General features: G+C 67.9%; 13 protein-coding genes, 3 tRNA genes and 1 pseudogene. 11 read left to right on the top strand and 6 right to left on the bottom strand.

The window, feature by feature from the left end; all coding sequences use genetic code 11:
• The first annotated feature begins 122 nt into the window (after window positions 1–122).
• Entirely contained in the window at window positions 123–1,994 is a 1,872-nt protein-coding gene (locus tag V7Q42_RS11485) for a DUF2336 domain-containing protein (protein ID WP_333824210.1), read from the top strand.
• A gap of 70 nt (window positions 1,995–2,064) precedes the next feature.
• On the opposite strand, the gene V7Q42_RS11480 is transcribed toward V7Q42_RS11485, so the two are convergent.
• Window positions 2,065–2,643: an Hpt domain-containing protein gene (locus V7Q42_RS11480; RefSeq protein ID WP_333824209.1), complete on the bottom strand. Its 579-nt coding sequence runs from the start codon at window positions 2,641–2,643 to the stop codon at window positions 2,065–2,067.
• Window positions 2,644–2,815: 172 nt separating this feature from the next.
• Window positions 2,816–3,610 carry an NAD kinase gene (locus tag V7Q42_RS11475; RefSeq protein WP_333824208.1) on the bottom strand — a complete coding sequence of 265 codons (795 nt, stop codon included), beginning with the start codon at window positions 3,608–3,610 and terminating at the stop codon, window positions 2,816–2,818.
• A gap of 827 nt (window positions 3,611–4,437) precedes the next feature.
• Here V7Q42_RS11475 and V7Q42_RS11470 point away from each other — a divergent pair.
• Window positions 4,438–4,953, top strand: a complete 516-nt coding sequence (locus V7Q42_RS11470; protein ID WP_333824206.1) for a hypothetical protein — start codon at window positions 4,438–4,440, stop codon at window positions 4,951–4,953.
• 188 nt (window positions 4,954–5,141) lie between these two features.
• Window positions 5,142–5,540: a divalent-cation tolerance protein CutA gene (gene cutA / locus V7Q42_RS11465; protein ID WP_333824205.1), complete on the top strand. Its 399-nt coding sequence runs from the start codon at window positions 5,142–5,144 to the stop codon at window positions 5,538–5,540.
• 248 nt (window positions 5,541–5,788) lie between these two features.
• Here cutA and V7Q42_RS11460 read toward each other — a convergent pair whose 3' ends face one another.
• Window positions 5,789–6,247 carry a c-type cytochrome gene (locus V7Q42_RS11460; protein WP_333824204.1) on the bottom strand — a complete coding sequence of 153 codons (459 nt, stop codon included), beginning with the start codon at window positions 6,245–6,247 and terminating at the stop codon, window positions 5,789–5,791.
• Window positions 6,248–6,537: 290 nt separating this feature from the next.
• On the opposite strand from V7Q42_RS11460, the gene V7Q42_RS11455 reads away from it, so the two are divergent.
• From V7Q42_RS11455 to V7Q42_RS11435, 5 genes are all read left to right on the top strand, one after another.
• Window positions 6,538–7,788 (top strand): sarcosine oxidase subunit beta family protein, encoded by a 1,251-nt coding sequence (locus V7Q42_RS11455; protein ID WP_333824203.1) that lies wholly within the window; start codon window positions 6,538–6,540, stop codon window positions 7,786–7,788.
• A 97-nt stretch (window positions 7,789–7,885) separates the two neighbouring features.
• The gene (locus V7Q42_RS11450; protein ID WP_333824202.1) at window positions 7,886–8,188 is read left to right on the top strand and encodes a sarcosine oxidase subunit delta; all 303 of its coding nucleotides are present in this window, start codon (window positions 7,886–7,888) and stop codon (window positions 8,186–8,188) included.
• Window positions 8,185–11,187, top strand: a complete 3,003-nt coding sequence (locus V7Q42_RS11445; RefSeq protein ID WP_333824201.1) for a sarcosine oxidase subunit alpha family protein — start codon at window positions 8,185–8,187, stop codon at window positions 11,185–11,187. Before V7Q42_RS11450 ends, V7Q42_RS11445 begins: the two co-directional genes overlap by 4 nt.
• Window positions 11,180–11,755, top strand: a complete 576-nt coding sequence (locus tag V7Q42_RS11440; RefSeq protein ID WP_333824200.1) for a sarcosine oxidase subunit gamma — start codon at window positions 11,180–11,182, stop codon at window positions 11,753–11,755. Before V7Q42_RS11445 ends, V7Q42_RS11440 begins: the two co-directional genes overlap by 8 nt.
• Before the next feature lie 188 nt (window positions 11,756–11,943).
• Window positions 11,944–12,351, top strand: coding sequence for a hypothetical protein (locus tag V7Q42_RS11435; RefSeq protein ID WP_333824199.1), 408 nt, complete (start codon window positions 11,944–11,946; stop codon window positions 12,349–12,351).
• A 51-nt stretch (window positions 12,352–12,402) separates the two neighbouring features.
• On the opposite strand, the gene V7Q42_RS11430 is transcribed toward V7Q42_RS11435, so the two are convergent.
• The 3 genes and pseudogenes from V7Q42_RS11430 to V7Q42_RS11420 all read right to left on the bottom strand — a co-directional run bounded on the left by V7Q42_RS11430 (window position 12,403) and on the right by V7Q42_RS11420 (window position 16,320).
• On the bottom strand, window positions 12,403–14,811 hold the full coding sequence (locus tag V7Q42_RS11430; protein WP_333824197.1) for a putative bifunctional diguanylate cyclase/phosphodiesterase: 2,409 nt from the start codon (window positions 14,809–14,811) through the stop codon (window positions 12,403–12,405).
• Between the two features lie 444 nt (window positions 14,812–15,255).
• Window positions 15,256–15,330: transfer RNA gene (locus tag V7Q42_RS11425), tRNA-Thr, on the bottom strand.
• A 128-nt stretch (window positions 15,331–15,458) separates the two neighbouring features.
• A pseudogene (locus V7Q42_RS11420) lies at window positions 15,459–16,320 on the bottom strand (TrmH family RNA methyltransferase).
• Between the two features lie 239 nt (window positions 16,321–16,559).
• Here V7Q42_RS11420 and V7Q42_RS11415 point away from each other — a divergent pair.
• The 3 genes from V7Q42_RS11415 to V7Q42_RS11405 form a co-directional block, all read left to right on the top strand.
• Window positions 16,560–16,644: transfer RNA gene (locus V7Q42_RS11415), tRNA-Tyr, on the top strand.
• 42 nt (window positions 16,645–16,686) lie between these two features.
• Window positions 16,687–16,760: transfer RNA gene (locus tag V7Q42_RS11410), tRNA-Gly, on the top strand.
• A 113-nt stretch (window positions 16,761–16,873) separates the two neighbouring features.
• The coding region (locus V7Q42_RS11405; RefSeq protein ID WP_333824195.1) for a GTP-binding protein at window positions 16,874–17,157 on the top strand (284 nt) is incomplete at its 3' end.

Here is a 17,157-nt window from a genome sequence, read left to right as displayed (position 1 = left end):
GACCGGCGTGCCAACCTCGATCTCGCAACAGTCGAGATCGCTCTCTCGGCGCGCGAAACGGCTCGAAACCGAGCCGCACCATCGCCTCCGACGAGCGATCCGCCGCGAGTGTGGTGTGTCGGATGGTGGTCGATCGGTTCTTCTCCTGGGTCGCCGAGGCGACGGTCGAACAGAAATTCAGAGCGGTCGAAGCGTTGGTGACGGCGCTGCACGATCGTCGCGTTTCGGACGCCGAGCTCGAGGCGATCGAAGCGGCGCTGATGTTGGTGGCCGACGACGCCGACATGGCGGTGCGCCGCCGCCTCGCCGAGGTGCTCGCCGAAGACGACCACGCGCCGCGCCATCTGCTCCTCACCCTCCTCGACGATCACCCGAGCGTCGCCCGTCCGATCGCGGCCCTGTCGCAGGCGCTGATCGACGCCGAACTGGTCGATCTCGTCGCCCACGGCTGCGACGAGATCCGTCTCGCCGTCGCCGGTCGCCGTCGCGTCGGCCCGAGCGTCGCCGCGGCGCTCGCCGAAGCCGGTGATCGGGCGGCCTGCGCCGCGCTCCTCGCCAATCCGGGCTCCGAGACGCCGCCGATCGCGCTCGAACGCATCGTCGAACGCTTCGGCGAATTCGCCGAGATCCGCCGCGCCCTGCTCGATCGGCCGCACGTGCCGATCACCGTTCGCCACCGGGTGCTGGAGAAGCTCGCCGAGGCGATGGAGAATCTCGTCGTGGTGAAGTCGTGGATGGGGCGGGACCGCGCCGAGGCGACCACCCGCGACAGCAAGGACAAGGCGACCGTGGCGCTCGCGGCGTCCGCCGGTGCGGCCGAGACGGTCGTGTTGGTCGAGCATCTGCGCCGCACCGGTCAGCTCACCACCCGATTGATGCTGCGCGCCGCCTGCGTCGGCAATCTGCGCTTCGTCGAAGAGGCGCTGGCGCGCCTCGCCGAGATGCCCTCGACCCGCGTCGCCGCCCTCGTCGCCGACGGCCGCGAGAGCGCGCTGCGCGCCCTCTATCGTCGCGCCGCCATGCCGGATCGCGCCTGGCCGGCCTTCCATGCGGCGATCGAGGTGCACCGCGAACTGCTCGGCGAAACCGGCGGTCTCGACGGCCGCCCCGGCGATCAGGCCCGCTTCTCCCGCCGGCTGGTCGAGCGCGTCCTGACCCGCTTCACCGCCTTCGATCGCCGCGACGCCGACGACCTGCTGGTTCTCCTGCGCCGCTACGCCGCCGACGCCGCCCGCGATCACGTCCGTCACGTCATGGCCGAACGCATGGCCGATGCGACCCGCTCTCTGCCCGCGCCGGAGGCCGAGGAGGTCGAAGCCGAGGCGATGGCGGAGGCGACCGGCGCCGCCGCACCGTCGTCCCCGGAAGTCGACGCCGCGGTCTTCGGCGCCGTCGCCGCCGAACTCGGTGTGGCGATCGCCGAAGAGCCGGCCGACGCGACCTTCGAGGAGATCCCCGCCGCGGCGACGAACCTCGATTTCGCCGCGTTCGAGGATACAACCGAGTACGACGCCGCCGACGAGTACGAAGGGCTCTTCGCCCACGTCCGGCTGGAAGACCTGCCGCCGGAATGGCGGACCGACGAGGAGGTCGCGCCCGAAGCGATCTTCGGCGACGACGACATCGCCATCCGCCGTGCCGTCACGCCCGATCTGCGCCTCGTCGTCGACGAAGTCGACTTCGGCTTCCACGCCGACGACGACGCGGGCTTCGCACTTCGCGGGGGGGGCGACGATGAGACGGCGCCGGCGCTCGGTCTCGAGCCGGCGGACGAAGATCGCCCCCTCGGTCTCGCCGAGGCGTTCGCGGTCGACCCCGATGTCGAGACGGCGGTCGAAGCATCGCTCGAGGTCGACGTTCCGCCGTTCGGCGCGGACGCCGTCCTATCGGCAACGGCCGAGGCCGCCGGCGCTCCGCGCGACACCGATGCCTTCGTCGACGGCCTGCGCGCCGCGCTCGACGCCGTCCTCGCCCCGAACCGCCGCGCCGCCTGATCCGCGCCCGAAACGAAGACGGCCGGCGAAGTGCCGGCCGCGAATTTCTCTGTCGTCGCGGGTCCGCCGCTCAGGCGGCCTGGGCCACCCGTTCGAGATAGTCGTCGGTGACCTCGTCGAGCCGTTCGGCGAGGAGCCGCGCCGTCTCCGACGTGTCCTCGCGGGCGTTCTCGACGATGATGGCGCGCACCGACTGGACGTGCTGGCGCACCAGTTCGCGCGGCAACCGATCCCCCGCGTCGATGCCGTCGAGCAGCCGGCACAGGGAGCCGGCGATCCGCCCCGCCATCGGGAAGCCCATGGTCGCGGCCTGTCCCTTGATGTCGTGGGCGGCGCGATAGAAGGCGTCGCGCGCTTCGATCTCGAAATCGGTGAGGTCGGCGGCGGTCCACAGCTCGGCGAGCCGCTGCGTCTCCTCGCTCATCCAGCCGTCGAAACTCACCGCCATGCGGGCGAGCGCCGCTTCGGCCTCCGCCACCGGATCCTTGTCGCCCGGCTTCGATGCGCGCTGCTTGACCTTCTTGCGAAGGTCGGACGGCGGCTGAAGGAACTCGGCATCGGCGCCGATTTCGATGCCGTCGGCGCTTTCCGCGGCCACCTCTTCGGCGACTTCCGGTTCCGCCGTCGCGGTCTTGGACTTCTTGCGCATCGCACCCTCCGGGACGGCCCGTTCCGTATCCGCGATCACGCGCGGCCACGCCGTGTCGGTCCGTACCTTCCTCGTCGGAAGGATGAGGCGATCCCCTTAAGTTTCCGTTGTCGAACGGGAGGCCTGTCGATGCGTCGGATCCGGCGCCGCCGAGCGATCCGCCGAACGCCGCTCAATACTGGAACTGCTCGGCGAGGATGCGCTCTTCCCAGCTGTGCTCGGTGTCGAACATCAACAGGCTCTCGGAGCCGGTGTCCTGGCGCACCACCACGTCGACGACGTCGCGGATCTCGGTGTGATCGGCCGCCGCGCCGACCGGCCGCTTGGCGCCGTCCAGCACCTCCACCCGGATGACGGCGCGATCCGGCACCAGCGCCCCGCGCCAGCGCCGCGGCCGGAACGGGCTGATCGGCGTCAGCGCCAGAAGCGGAGCTCCGAGTGGAATGATCGGACCGTGGGCCGAGAGATTGTAGGCGGTCGAGCCGGCCGGCGTCGCGACGATCAGTCCGTCGCAGACCAGTTCGTCGAGCCGCTCCTTGTCGTCGATCGAGATGCGGAGCTTGGCCGCCTGATAGGTCTGGCGCCACAGCGAGACTTCGTTGAAGGCGCGGGCCTCGTGGGTTTCGCCGGCGACGTCGCGGGCGGTCATCAGCAGCGGCCGGATCGAGGTGATCTCGGCGCGCTCCAGCCGCTCGATGAGACCGTCGATGAGGAACTCGTTCATCAGGAAGCCGACGGTTCCACGATGCATGCCGTAGACCGGCTTGCCGGTGTTCATGAAGCGGCGCAGCGTCGCCAGCATGAAACCGTCGCCGCCGAGCGCCACGATCACGTCGGCCATGTCGGGCGGCGACGAGCCGTAGAGATGGGAGAGGTGGCGACGCGCCTTCTCCGCCTCTTCGCTCGCCGAGGCGACGAAGGCGATGTTCTCGAACTTGCGTCCCGCCGGTTCGCTCGAACCCGTCATGCGCTCACGTCCCCGCGTCCCGCGCCCGTTCTTCGGCCCGGCCTTCCCTCGCGGGCGGCTCGTGGTCCATGCTGCGGCGCGTCGCTCCGCGGCGATTGATCCCACGCGAGCCGGTCCGCGGTCAACGCCGCAGGGCCATGATCGATGTGGGGCGCGGTTTATCGGAATATCCTAGAGAATAAGCTGCCCCGTATCCGCAAACCTCGCGATGCTCCCCTCAGGGAAACGTGAAATCCCATATTGATGGGCCGATTTTTCGGTCAAATCTGTTCGATTAATACGAAAGTCGAATCATACTATAGTCTAATTGCGCTCATTTTCACTAGCCGTTCAGCGCTCGCGAAATTCGGGGTCCAGATTGCAAAATCGTTAACGATCTTTTAGCGCTAACGCGTCGGCGCAATTTTTCCGTGCACCTGGGGTCGGCAGCATTCCTCCGGCGACCAAGAACACGAACGCGGAGCACCCGCTTGAAGAATCTCGTTAAGGCTTTATTTCTAGTATTCATGGTCTATAGCGCTGTTGTTGGGGTCATATCAGACTCCCAAGGCGCTTATGACGTACTCGAGAAGCACGGAATTATAGCAGCTACCCTGGCGTGGTTCGAGCCATCATGGGAGCTTGCAAAGAGATACCCGGAAGGAGCCATCGGGACCGTCATCTTGAATGTCGCAATTTGGTGGCTCATCGCATCAGAACCACGAAGGCAAGAGCAGATAAGACTGAATAAGCGGAGAGATGATCTATCGAAACAAAATGGACAGCCGCACCGAAGGTCAAGAAGAAAAAAGCGGCGCTAATTCGCCTTTCGGTAGAAAGAGGTAGTTATGGGCGGTCAATACGTTATGTTCATAACGGTGTTCGTTGTAGTCACTATTTACGCTCTCATCACCAGGCGGCTGATGATGGCTACGGCACCACTTCGCGACAAAATTATTAACCTTGGTGAAGATCTTATTGCGAATGGGCATTTGTCAGAATCCAAGAAAGACAACATTTGTACGCTAATGGACGAGATCACATCACCGTTCATAGCGTGGTTTTTTGTTCTGACTGTCATCCCGGCCACAATTCACGGGGTGCTGTCTGGGAAGATTTATCGTGATCAGTATTCCGATCTGAACCACATCGAGAAGAAAAAAATTAATGATTTCTACTCAATGTCGCTTCTAGCGGTCATGCTGAACAGCCCAGTCGCTGCCCTGTTGTTCGCAATTGAATTTTTCTTTGTGATTATCGTTACAGGTGCATTGTATCCAGTATTTTCCAACCTCATTCCATCTTCGTTCGTGTTTCATGCCGGGGTGCACATCAGAAGCCATGCACGGACCGGTCATAGTTGAATTTAAGCGCCCACCTGAGGGGGGCTGCACGAATTACTCAACTAGATCCGCGCCGTTAGGCACCACTGACCAGTATCGTGGTCAAGTACAGGTCGTTGTATTTTAAGACGTTATCCATAAATAAACGGGCCACACCATCAACCATTCCCACTGATCCGGTGATCAATCGTACCATCGGAGGCTGCGACATGGCGCCCGAGCCCGTCGACCCCATCCCACCGGCCGCGATCGCGGTTTCGGCCGAGCCGGGCCGATACGCCGTCGTCTGGTCGACCTATCCCGGCCCCGAGGCGGCCGAGCGCGCCGCCGGCGACCTCGTCGAACGCCGGCTCGCCGCCTGCGTCGCGATCGTGCCGAAGATCGTCTCGGTCTATCGCTGGCAGGGTGCGATCGAACGCTCCGACGAAGCCGTCCTCCTCGCCAAGACCCGCGCCTCCGCCGCCGAGGCGGTGATGGCGACGCTGCGCGCCACTCATCCCTACGAGTTGCCGGCCCTCCTCGTCCTGCCCGTCGCCGCGGCATCGGCCGCCTACGGCGCCTGGATCGAGGCCGAGACCGACGGCCGAGGGGAGGGGTCCGAAACGTGAGAAGGCCGCGCCGATCGCTCGACACGGCCTTCTCGAAGGCGGGCTCTCCGACGGTGAAGGGTCCTCTCGTGACGCGGGCGAACCCGCTGCCCCTCCTCTTTCACCGCCGGATCGCGCCGGACCTCGTGCCGAAGGCCGAAGGTGCTGGCGCACCCGGCCTTCGAAGACACGCGAATTTCTCATGATCGTCGCGGCCACGAGAAATTCGCGTCGGGAATTCCGTCGGTCGTTTCCGACGCCCGACGGAATCAGGGCTTCTGAGCCCGGTAGGTGTCGTGGCAGCCCTTGCAGGTCTTGCCGATCTCGGCGACCGCCATCTTGAGCTTGTCGGCGCCCTGGTCGACGTTGCCGGCCTGCGCCGCGACCGTCGACTTCATCTTGTCCATCGCCGCCTTGAAGCCGGCCGCATCCGACCAGATCGCCGGCAGCGCCTCGGTGTCGCCGCCCTTCTCCGAGCCCTTCGGGAACAGCGCCGCGATGTCGATGCCGGCGGCGGTCTCGTTCAGCGTTGCGGCGGCCTTCTTGGCGGCGGCGGCGTCATAGGGGGTCTCGCCCTTGACCATCTTGACCAGCACGCCGCCGAACGATCCGCCGATGGCCTTCATGGTCTTCTTGCGGGCCTCGATCGGATCGGCGGCGAAAGCGGTACCGGCGGCGATCACGGCGACGAGGGCGGCCGAGACGAGGGTGGTGGTGCGGATGGACATGAACGATCTCCCGGGGTTCGGTCGCCGCCGATCGTCGGTGACGACACAACGTATACGTATTGGCACGCATCGCAATGCCATCGGTCCGGTCGCGAACCGTTCAAAGAAACGTGAACGCGCCCGTCGACTCTCGCGGACGCGGCGATGACCGTGTCGCGGGTCGACGAGCCATGCGCCGTCGGCCATCGACAGCGCGACGGTTTCGATCGATCCTCGTGGAGCGAACCGGGTGCCGTGGCCGAAAGAGGCCGCGACCGCTGACGGCCGTGCGCCGAGGGGAGATTCGCGCCTTGCACTTCTCGTTCCTGTCGCTTCTGCGCAACGCCTTCTCCGCCCATCGCGACTGGCCGGAACAATGGCGTTCACCCGAACCGAAGCCGGCCTACGACGTCGTCATCGTCGGCGGTGGCGGCCACGGCCTCGCCGCCGCCTACTATCTCGCCGCCGAGTTCGGCATCCGCGACGTCGCGGTGGTCGAGAAGGGCTGGATCGGCGGCGGCAACACCGGCCGCAACACCACCATCGTCCGCTCGAACTATCTGCTCGAGGAATCGGAGGCGCTCTACGACCATGCCCTGAAGCTGTGGGAGAACCTCTCGCAGGTCTTGAACTACAACGTCATGTTCTCGCCGCGCGGCGTCATGATGCTCGCCCACACCACCCACGACGTGCAGAGCTTCAAGCGGCATTTCCACGCCAATCGCCTCGCCGGCATCGACACCGAATGGCTGACGCCGGAAGAGGCGCGCGACTGGTGCCCGGGGCTGAACATCGCCAGGGACATCCGCTACCCGATCGTCGGCGCCACCCTGCAGAAGCGCGGCGGCGTCGCCCGCCACGACGCGGTCGCCTGGGGCTATGCCCGCGCCGCCTCGGCGCTCGGCGTCGACATCCTCGAGAATTGCGAGGTCACCGGCATCCGCCGTGCCGCCGACGGCTCGATCGAGGCGCTCGACACCACGAAGGGCGTCATCGCCGCCAAGAAGGTCGGTGTCTCCGCCGCCGGCCACACCTCGGTGGTGATGGACATGGCCGGCGTCCGCATGCCGATCGAGAGCTTCCCGCTCCAGGCGCTGGTCTCCGAGCCGCTGAAGCCGATCGTCTCCTGCGTGGTGATGTCCAACACCATCCACGCCTACATCTCCCAGTCGGACAAGGGCGATCTGGTGATCGGCGCCGGCACCGACCAGTACGTCTCCTATTCCCAGACCGGCGGCATGCAGATCACCGCCCACACGCTCGACGCCATCTGCGAGCTCTTTCCGGTGCTCCGGCGGGTGCGGATGATGCGCAACTGGGGCGGCATCGTCGACACCACCGCCGACCGTTCGCCGATCCTCGGGACGACGCCGGTTCCCGGTCTCTACGTCAATTGCGGCTGGGGTACCGGCGGCTTCAAGGCGACGCCCGGCGCCGGCCACCTGCTCGCCGCCACCATCGCCAAGGGCGAACCCCATCCGATCGCCGCGCCCTTCTCGCTCGACCGCTTCGCCCGCGGCCGGCTGATCGACGAAGCGGCCGCCGCCGCCGTGGCGCACTAGAACGGTTCCGGGAGGAACCGTTCGTGTTTCAATTTCAGCATGTCCCATTCGGAAAAGCGGTATCCACTTTTCCGGGACATGCACTGAGGACGCCCGCATGCTGCTGATCACCTGTCCCTATTGCGGACCGCGCCCCGAGATCGAGTTCGCCGCCCGCGGCGAGGCCCATGTCGCCCGCGCCGCGCCCGATGCCGATGGCGAAGCGGTCGCCGCGTCGCTCTATGTCCGCTCCAACCCGAGAGGCGTGATCGCCGAGCGCTGGCGTCACGTCGCCGGCTGCGGCCGCTTCTTCGATGCGCTGCGCCACACCGTGACCGACAAGTTCGTCGCCACCTACCGGGTCGGTGAGCCGCGGCCCGATCTCGCAGCTCCCGCCGGTGCAGGGGAGGGGACCCGATGAGCGCCGCCTTCCGCACCGCGAGCGGCGGCCGTATCGATCGATCGAAGCAGCTCGCCTTCACCTTCGACGGCGTCCGCATGATCGGCCACCCGGGCGACACCCTCGCCTCGGCGCTCACGGCCAACGGCGTCCGCCTCCTCGCCCGCTCCTTCAAGTATCACCGGCCGCGCGGGTTGGTCGCCGCCGGCTCGGAGGAGCCCAACGCCCTCGTCACCGTGATCCGCGACGACGGCCGTACCACGCCCAACCTCGCCGCCACCACGGTAGAGCTCTACGACGGCCTCGTCGCGGTCAGCCAGAACCGTTGGCCGTCGCTGAAGTGGGACGTCGGCGCGCTCAACGATCTCTTCTCGCCGATCTTCGTCTCCGGCTTCTACTACAAGACCTTCATGTGGCCGCGCTCCTTCTGGCAGAAGGTCTACGAGCCGCGCATCCGCGCCGCCGCCGGCTTCGGCGAGGCGCCGAAGGCCGCCGATCCCGATCGCTACGCCAACCGCTTCGCCCATTGCGACGTGCTGGTGATCGGCGTCGGTCCCGCCGGCCTCGCCGCCGCACGTGCGGCGGCGGACGCCGGCGCCCGCGTGATCCTCTGCGACGAGAACCCGGAACTCGGCGGTTCGCTCCTCGCCGATCCCTCCGCGGTGATCGACGGCGAGCCCGGCGCCGCCTGGGCCGCCTCGATCGCTGCCGATCTCGCCGCCCGCGAAACCGTGACGCTCCTCACCCGGACGACGGCCTTCGGCTGGTACCAGGACAACATGGTCGGCCTCCTCGAACGGGTGACCGACCATCTCGCCGACCCGCCGGACCATCTGCCGCGCGAACGCCTGTGGCAGGTCCGGGCGAAGCGGGTGGTGATCGCCGCCGGGGCGCTGGAGCGCCCGCTCGTCTTCCCTGAGAACGACCGCCCCGGCATCATGCTCGCCGATGCGGCGCGCACCTTCCTCGCCCGCCACGGCGTCGCCGCCGGCTCGCGTGCCGTGGTCTTCACCGCCACCGATTCGGCCTACGCCGCGGCGATCGAGGCGAAGGCGGCCGGCGTGAGCGTCGCCCTCGTCGCCGACCTGCGCCGCGAGGCGTCGCCCGCGGCCGAGGCCGCCCGCGCCGCCGGCATCCGCGTCGATCTCGCCACGACGATCGAGGCGACCTCCGGCGGCTTGTCGGTCGAGAGCGTCCGTCTCGCCCGCGTCGCCGCCAACGGTTCGATCGCGCCGGGCGAGACCATCGCCTGCGACCTCGTCCTCCACTCCGCCGGCTTCACCCCGACGGTGCATCTCTTCTCGCAATCGCGCGGCAAACTGCGGTTCGATGCGGATCGCGGCGTCTTCCTCCCCGGGGAGCCGCACGAAGACGCGACCTCGGCCGGCGCCTGCAACGGCGCCGAGACGCTCGCCGCCTGCCTCGCCGCAGGCCACGCCGCCGGCGCCGCCGCGGCCCGCGCCGCCACCGGTGGCGAGGTCGCCGAGCGCGCCTACGCCGCCGAGGGCCTCGCCATCGAGATCGGCGGCCACTTCGGCGAAGTGCCGCACGGCCGCGACGCCTCCCGCGTGAAGTGCTTCGTCGATCTCCAGCACGACGTCACGGCGAAGGACATCCGCCTCGCCACCCGCGAGGGCTTCCGCTCGATCGAGCACGTCAAGCGTTTCACCACCACCGGCATGGCGACCGATCAGGGCAAGGCGTCCAACATGAACGCCCTCGCCGTCGCCGCCGCGACCATGGGCCTCGACGTGCCGCAGGTCGGCCTCACCACCTTCCGCCGTCCCTATACGCCGGTCTCCTTCGGCGCCTTCGCCGGGGTCAACCGCGGCGGTCTCTTCGATCCGATCCGCCGGACGCCGAGCCACGACGCCGCTGCCGCCCGCGGCGCGCCCTTCGAGGACGTCGGCCTGTGGAAGCGCGCCTGGTGGTTCCCGCGCGACGGCGAGGATCGCCACGCCGCCGTGGCCCGCGAATGCCGCACGGTGCGCGAGACCGTCGGCGTCTTCGACGCCTCGACGCTCGGCAAGATCGAGGTGGTCGGCCCCGATGCGGCCGAGTTCCTCAATCGGATGTACGTCAATCCGTTCCTGAAGCTCGGCGTCGGCAGATGTCGATACGGCATCCTTTGCCGCGACGACGGCTTCGTCTACGACGATGGTGTGATCGGCCGCATCGCCGAGGATCGCTTCCACGTCACCACCACCACCGGCGGTGCGCCGCGCGTCCTGATGATGATGGAGGACTACCTCCAGACCGAATGGCCGGAACTCGACGTCTGGCTGACCTCGACCACCGAGCAATGGGCGGTCGTCGCCATCCAGGGCCCCGAGGCGCGCGAGGTGATCGCCCCCCTCGTCGCCGGCGTCGATCTCTCGACCGCCGCCTTCCCCCACATGAGCGTCGCCGACTGCCGCATCCTCGGGCTCCCCGGCCGGCTCTTCCGGGTGAGTTTCACCGGCGAACTCGGCTACGAACTGAACGTCCCGGCCGACTACGGCGCGGCGCTGTGGGACGCGTTGCTCGCCCGCGCCGAAGCGCTCGGCGGCTGCGCCTACGGCACCGAGACCATGCACGTGCTGCGCGCCGAGAAGGGCTACATCATCGTCGGTCAGGACACCGACGGCACGCTGACCCCCGCCGACGCCGGCCTCGCCCGGGCGGTGGGGAAGTCGAAGCCGGATTTCGTCGGCAAGGCCGGCATGGCGCGGCCCGACCTCACCGGTCCGCACCGCAAAGAGATCGTCGGCCTCTTGCCCGACGATCCGAAGTGCGTGCTCGACGAGGGCGCACAGATCACCGCGGAGGCGAACCCGGCGAAGGGCGCCCACGCGCTCGGCCACGTCACCTCGGCCTATTGGTCGGCGAACGTCGGCCGCGGCATCGCCCTGGCGATGGTCGAGGGCGGCCGGTCGCGCATGGGAACCAAGCTGCACGTGCCGATGCCCACCGGTCCGATCGCCGTGACCGTGGTCGATCCGGTGTTCTGGGACAAGGAAGGGAAGCGCCTCGATGGCTGATCTCGCGCTCCGACCGGCTCGCGTCGACGCCTTCGGCGCGCTGCCGTCGCTCGCCCACGGCTCCCGGTTCGCCGCGACACCGGTCGGCCCGGCGACCCGCTTCGTCTTCCGCGGTCGCGGACCGGCGATCGACGCGGCGGCGACCGCCTTCGGCGTCGCCCTGCCGCGCGAGGCCTGTCGCGCCGCCGAGGCCGCCGAGCGTGCCGCCCTGTGGCTCGGCCCCGACGAATGGCTGCTCCTCGCGCCGGACGGGGAGGGCGAGGCGATCGCCGCCGCCTTCCGGGCGATCGAAGCGCCGCATTCGCTCGTCGAAGTCTCCCACCGCAACACCGCGGTGACCCTGTCGGGCAGCGAGGTGACGAAAGTGATCGCCAGCGGCTGCCCGCTCGATCTCCACCTCACCACATTCCCGGTCGGCATGTGCACCCGCACGCTCTACGCCAAGGCCGAGATCGTGCTCTGGCGCCGGGCCGTCGACCGCTTCCGTCTCGAATGCGGCCGCTCCTTCGCCCCTTACGTCCACGGCGTCCTCGCCGATGCGGCGGCGGAATTCGCGGTCGCCGACTGAAGCCGGGGCACGCGGTTGCGACCGATCCGAGACGCCGATCGACGGGCGATGACGGCTGCCGCGCGATGTCCGGGGAAGGCTGAGGTCGCCGCCGCGTCACGATCGACCCTTGCGGTGGCGGGCGGTTCCGGGCATGGCTTCGCCGTCAGTCGGAAAGGGCGCGTGGCGCCGGAGAGGAGTTCGGCGCGGTGAACGACAATCACGACCACGATCTCGATCATCGCCGCTTCATCGGCCGTCTGTTCGCCGGACCGCTGCTCGCCGCGCTCGCCGGTCTCCTCGCCTATCAGATCGTCGGCGAGCCGCTTGCCGCTCTCGGCGCGGCGGTCGGCGCCGGGCTCGTCGTCTTCACCCTGTGGGGACGTCTGGTGGTGCGCCCCGACGGTGTCTCCTACGGCCGCGCCGTCGGCATCGGGCTGGCCGCGACCTTCGCCGCCTTCTTCGGCGCCGCCGTCCTCGGCGCCGCGACGTCGCGCGTCGCGGCCGACCAGGCGGCCTTCAGCGCGGGGATGTTCGCGATCGTCGTGGTTCTGCCGGTGATGATCGCCGCCGCGGTGGCCGCCGCCGCCGCGTCGTCGGTGCGCGGTCACCACTGAACGCGAGCCGCCGCGCGCCGGCTGCCGAGGATGCCGCCCTGTCCGGCGGCCTCACGCCGCCGCGCCGGATCTGCTCGGCTCGACGTCGATCAGTTCGAGATCCATCGGCTCGACCAGATCGCCGGTGGTCGAATCGAAGTTGGCCGAGAGCATGTCGGGGATCGCTTCGGCATCCACCGCCGCGGAGATGACGTAGCCCTGGATCTCGTCGCAGCCGAGATCGCGCAGGGTGGCGAGCTGCGAATTCGTCTCCACCCCTTCGGCGACGGTCGACATGCCGAGCGCCGAGGTCAGATCCATGATGGCGCGGACGATGGCGCGGCTCAGCTCGCGTTGGTCGATGTCGTCGACGAAGCTCTTGTCGATCTTGATCTTGTCGAAGGGGAACTTGCGCAGATAGTTGAGCGACGAATAGCCGGTGCCGAAGTCGTCGAGCGCGACGCGCACCCCGAGTTCGCGCAGGTCGCGCAACATGGCGAGCGTGTTCTCGCTGGCGTCGAGCAGGGTCGATTCGGTGATCTCGACCTGCAACCGGTTCGGCGGCAGGCGCGAATGCTCCAGCGCCGACACGATGGTGGCGAGCAGACGGCGATTGCGGAACTGCACCGGCGACAGGTTGATCGACACGCGGATGTCGCGCGGCCAGGTCGCCGCCTGCCGGGTCGCCTCGTGCAGGATCCACTCGCCGATCGGCACGATCAGCTTGCATTCCTCGGCGATCGGAATGAACTCCGCCGGCGAGACGTTGCCGAATTCCGGCGAGCGCCAGCGGATCAGCGTCTCGAAGCCGGCGATGCGATCGGAGACGAGATCGACGATCGGCTGGTAGACCAGATAGAGCTGGTCGGTGTCCATCGCGGTGCGCAGACCCTGTTCGAGCAGGCGGCGGCGGCGCGCCTTCTCGTCCATACCGGGCTCGAAGAAGCGGAATCCGTCGCGGCCCTCCGCCTTGGCGCGATAGAGCGCGAGATCGGCGCTCTTCATCAGATCCATCGGCGTCGACCCGTCGTCCGGGCCGATGGCGATGCCGATCGACGTGCCGACCGAGAAGTCGGCGCCGTCGAGCGTGAAGGGCAGATCGAAGGTCGCCAGGATCCGCTCGGCGATCTCCGCGGCGTGGTCGGGGCGGTCCGAGCCGGGGATGAGGATGGCGAACTCGTCGCCGCCGATGCGGGCGACCACGTCGTTCGGGCCGGTGCAGTCGACCAGCCGGCGACCGACCTGATCGAGCAGCGCGTCGCCGACCGGATGGCCCATCGTGTCGTTGATCGACTTGAACTGGTCGAGATCGAGATAGAACAGGATGTTGCGGCCGAAGTTGCCGGGATCGACCATCGCCGCTTCGAGCACCGCGGAGAACTTCGTCCGGTTGACGAGGCCGGTGACCGGATCGGTCTCGGCGAGGTAGGTGATGCGCTCCTCCGCCGCCCGCCGTTCGGTGATGTCGGAGCCGACGCCCTGATAGCCGCAGAAGCGGCCGTTGCCACGGAACACCGGCCGGCCGGTCAGGCTCCAGTGTCTCGTCTTGTCGCCGATCCGCACGGTGACGACGAGATCGCGGAAGATCTCGTACCACTCCATCGCTTCGAGGAGCTCGTCGTCGCCTTCGGCGTGCCCGCCGGCGAGCAGAACCCTGAGCGGCATCGAGTCGAGTTCGTCGAGCGTCCGCCCCGCCGCTTCGGCGAGCCGCGGCGTCGGGTCGACCAGCCGCCCCTCGGCGTCCGTCTCCCACAACCAGTCGCCGCCGTGCTCCTGGAAGTCCTTGAGCAGCAGGCCGATGACCTCGTTCTTCTCGATCATCTCGGCGCGGTTCTTGACGTTCTCGTAGAAGCGCGCCGCGTGGATGGCGATGTTGCGGCTGAGATACACGCCGTAACCGAGCCACATCGCCACGATCGCCGAGGCGCTGCGGAAGCCCTCCCCGTCGACGGTGAGCAGCATCGCGATGGCCGACGAGATGACGATGATCCAGACGTAGGAGAGCCCGGCCCGCGCCACCGTCGACAGACCGAAGGCGCCGCCGGCGGTCATGCCGGTCACCAGAATCTGCAGGAGCAGTTGGCGATAGGTGTCGGAGTCCGGCAACATGAAGATCGGGGCCATGCCCCAGAGGATGCCGAGGATCACCGAATTGGTGGTCAGCCGAGTGATGGCGCGCGGGCTCGCGCCGACCCGCGTCTTGCCGCGGCTGCGCCACCAGTTGCGAAGAGCCATACCGGCGAAGGCGAAGACCGCGAGCGCCCAGATCGGCGCGAAGACTTCCGACGACGTTCCTTGGAAGGCGGCGGCGACGATCGCGGCGCACATGAGATTGGCGATCGCGCTCATCGGAACCAGCTCGACGATGGCCGAGACCTGTTCGCCCCGGATTCGCCGTGCCGTCTCCTCGTCCACCGCGACGTCGTCGGAGCGCAGGCCGAAGAAGGCCCACGCGCCGCGCGCCAGCAGTCCTTTCTTCACCTCCGAGGAGACGTTCCCCATACCATCGCCGTCAGTGTCGTTGGCCGAACTCGGCGGAATCTACCGAGAGAATCCCCAACGGCGATTTAACGAAAATGCATCCGATGGCGGTTTCGTCGGTATCCCCCCGAATTTTCGGGTGGCCGTTCGCAAGTTTTGTTTCGTTCCCGGTGACAATTCGGCATGATCGAAAAAGACGCCCGCATCGCGCCGGCAAGGTGAGTGCGACCGCATCCGGCATTCGCAACGACCGAGATGGCACGGGACGGCGGGATTCATCGTCGCCGACAGTTGTCCACAACCATGACGACTGTCGACGCGCGGTGATCTCGGAAATCGTCGGATGAACATCCTCGTCCCGCCTCGCCTCGATGGACAGGGGAACCGTCGCGCTGCCGATCACCGGGCCGCGGTCGGATCCTCTTCGTCGACGAATGCGAGAAATGGTGCCGGCGGAGGGGATCGAACCCCCGACCTTCGGTTTACAAAACCGCTGCACTACCGCTGTGCTACGCCGGCGCCGGCCACCCCTTAGCACGCGGGCGGGGAGGGGGCAAAGATCCGTCGATCGCCCTCGCGGCCGGCCTCGCCGATCCGTTGCGCGCGGCCCGGTCGCGGTCGCGACGAGTGCCGGCGCGCTCGTGGAATCAGCCGACGGCGTGCTTGCGCCCCACCACGTAGAGCGCCAGCACCGCGGCGTTCGAGACGTTGAGCGACTTGATCGGCCCGGGCACGTCGACCCGGGCGAGCGCGTTGCAGGCCTCGCGGGTCACCGGTCGCAGCCCCTTGCCCTCGGCGCCGAGCACCAACACGGTGCGCCGGCCGACCTCGGTCTCCTCGAGCGGCGCGGGACCCTCGCTGTCGAGCCCGACGACGGTGAAACCCTCCTTGCGCAGCGTGTCGAGGGCGCGGGCGAGATTGACCACTTCGATGTGGGTGAGGAGGTCGAGACCGCCCGAGGCCGATTTGGCGAGCACCCCGGTCTCCTGCGGCGAATGGCGGGTGGGGGTGATGAGCGCATCCGCCCCGAGCGCCACCGCCGATCGCATGATCGCCCCGACGTTGTGCGGGTCGGTCACCTGATCGAGGGCGAGAACGAGCTTCGCCCGGCCGAGATCGGTGAGTTCGACCGGCTCCAGCGGCCGCGTCTCGACCAGCACCCCCTGGTGCACCGCGTCCTCGCCGACCCGCGCGTCGATCCAACGCACGTCGACCACCTCGGGCGTCACCGGGAAGACGATTCCCCGCTCTTCGAGACGGGCGAGCGCGTTGCGCGTCGTGTAGATGGCGTGGATCACCCGCTTCGGATTGGCGAGCGCCACTTCGACCGTGTGCAGGCCGTAGAGGAAGACGCGTCCCTCCGGCGCGCCCGACCCCGGTTTGCCGCGCCGGCGCTGATGGATCGGTGGTCGAGTCGGATGCCGTCCGGCCTTGGCGATGCGGGCGGGCTTGTCGGGCTCGGACATTCGGGGGAGGGCTCCTCGGACGCGGATCTCGTGCCGTCTTGATGGCCCGAAGCGCGCCGCCGCGCAATAGCTCGCCGATCACCCCGACGGACGTCGCGCCGGGCTTTTTCGCGCTCGCGGAAAAACCGCGTGACGATCGATGGTTCGACGGTTGACAGGGGGAGTTCGGGTCGCCATAACACCGGCCGCAACGGGAATCCTCGCCGACGAGGCGGGGCGTTTCGTTCGTCCGAACGTTCGGAGGCCGTGATGCGGCCGACGCGAACGGTCGAAGTGAGATCCGGGGGAATGTCCCGAGCGGCAAAGGGGGCGGACTGTAAATCCGCTGGCTAAGCCTTCGTAGGTTCGAGTCCTACTTCCCCCACCATCTCTCTTCTGCCGAACGTGTCGTCGTTTCGCGGTCAGGCGTGCGGGTATAGCTCAATGGTAGAGCAGCAGCCTTCCAAGCTGAATACGCGGGTTCGATTCCCGCTACCCGCTCCACCATCCGGCCGAACCTCGTGACGGACGTACGATCGGAACCCGATACGACATTCACGATGCCGAGACCGCCGCAACCGAGGGCGGGCCACGGTCAACAGTAGGAAGCGACGTCGATGGCGAAGGAAAAGTTCGAACGCACGAAGCCGCACTGCAACATCGGCACGATCGGGCACGTCGACCACGGCAAGACGTCGCTGACCGCGGCGATCACCAAGGTCCTGGCGGAGACCGGCGGCGCCACCTTCAAGGCGTACGACCAGATCGACGCTGCGCCGGAAGAGAAGGCGCGCGGCATCACCATCAACACCGCGCACGTCGAGTACGAGACGACCAAGCGTCACTACGCTCACGTCGACTGCCCCGGCCACGCCGACTACGTCAAGAACATGATCACCGG

Origin of the sequence: Pinisolibacter sp. (assembly GCF_036782435.1) — a bacterium.
Classification (GTDB): Bacteria; Pseudomonadota; Alphaproteobacteria; order Rhizobiales; family Ancalomicrobiaceae; genus CALBKH01.
This window is presented reverse-complemented; position numbering and strand designations above follow the sequence as displayed.

Bases quoted from the DNA above. Each gene is read 5' to 3' on its own strand.
- V7Q42_RS11485 (WP_333824210.1), top strand. From the start codon at position 123: ATGGTGGTCGATCGGTTCTTCTCCTGGGTCGCCGAGGCGACGGTCGAA.
- V7Q42_RS11480 (WP_333824209.1), bottom strand. From the start codon at position 2,643: ATGCGCAAGAAGTCCAAGACCGCGACGGCGGAACCGGAAGTCGCCGAA.
- V7Q42_RS11475 (WP_333824208.1), bottom strand. From the start codon at position 3,610: ATGACGGGTTCGAGCGAACCGGCGGGACGCAAGTTCGAGAACATCGCC.
- V7Q42_RS11470 (WP_333824206.1), top strand. From the start codon at position 4,438: ATGGGCGGTCAATACGTTATGTTCATAACGGTGTTCGTTGTAGTCACT.
- cutA (WP_333824205.1), top strand. From the start codon at position 5,142: ATGGCGCCCGAGCCCGTCGACCCCATCCCACCGGCCGCGATCGCGGTT.
- V7Q42_RS11460 (WP_333824204.1), bottom strand. From the start codon at position 6,247: ATGTCCATCCGCACCACCACCCTCGTCTCGGCCGCCCTCGTCGCCGTG.
- V7Q42_RS11450 (WP_333824202.1), top strand. From the start codon at position 7,886: ATGCTGCTGATCACCTGTCCCTATTGCGGACCGCGCCCCGAGATCGAG.
- V7Q42_RS11445 (WP_333824201.1), top strand. From the start codon at position 8,185: ATGAGCGCCGCCTTCCGCACCGCGAGCGGCGGCCGTATCGATCGATCG.
- V7Q42_RS11440 (WP_333824200.1), top strand. From the start codon at position 11,180: ATGGCTGATCTCGCGCTCCGACCGGCTCGCGTCGACGCCTTCGGCGCG.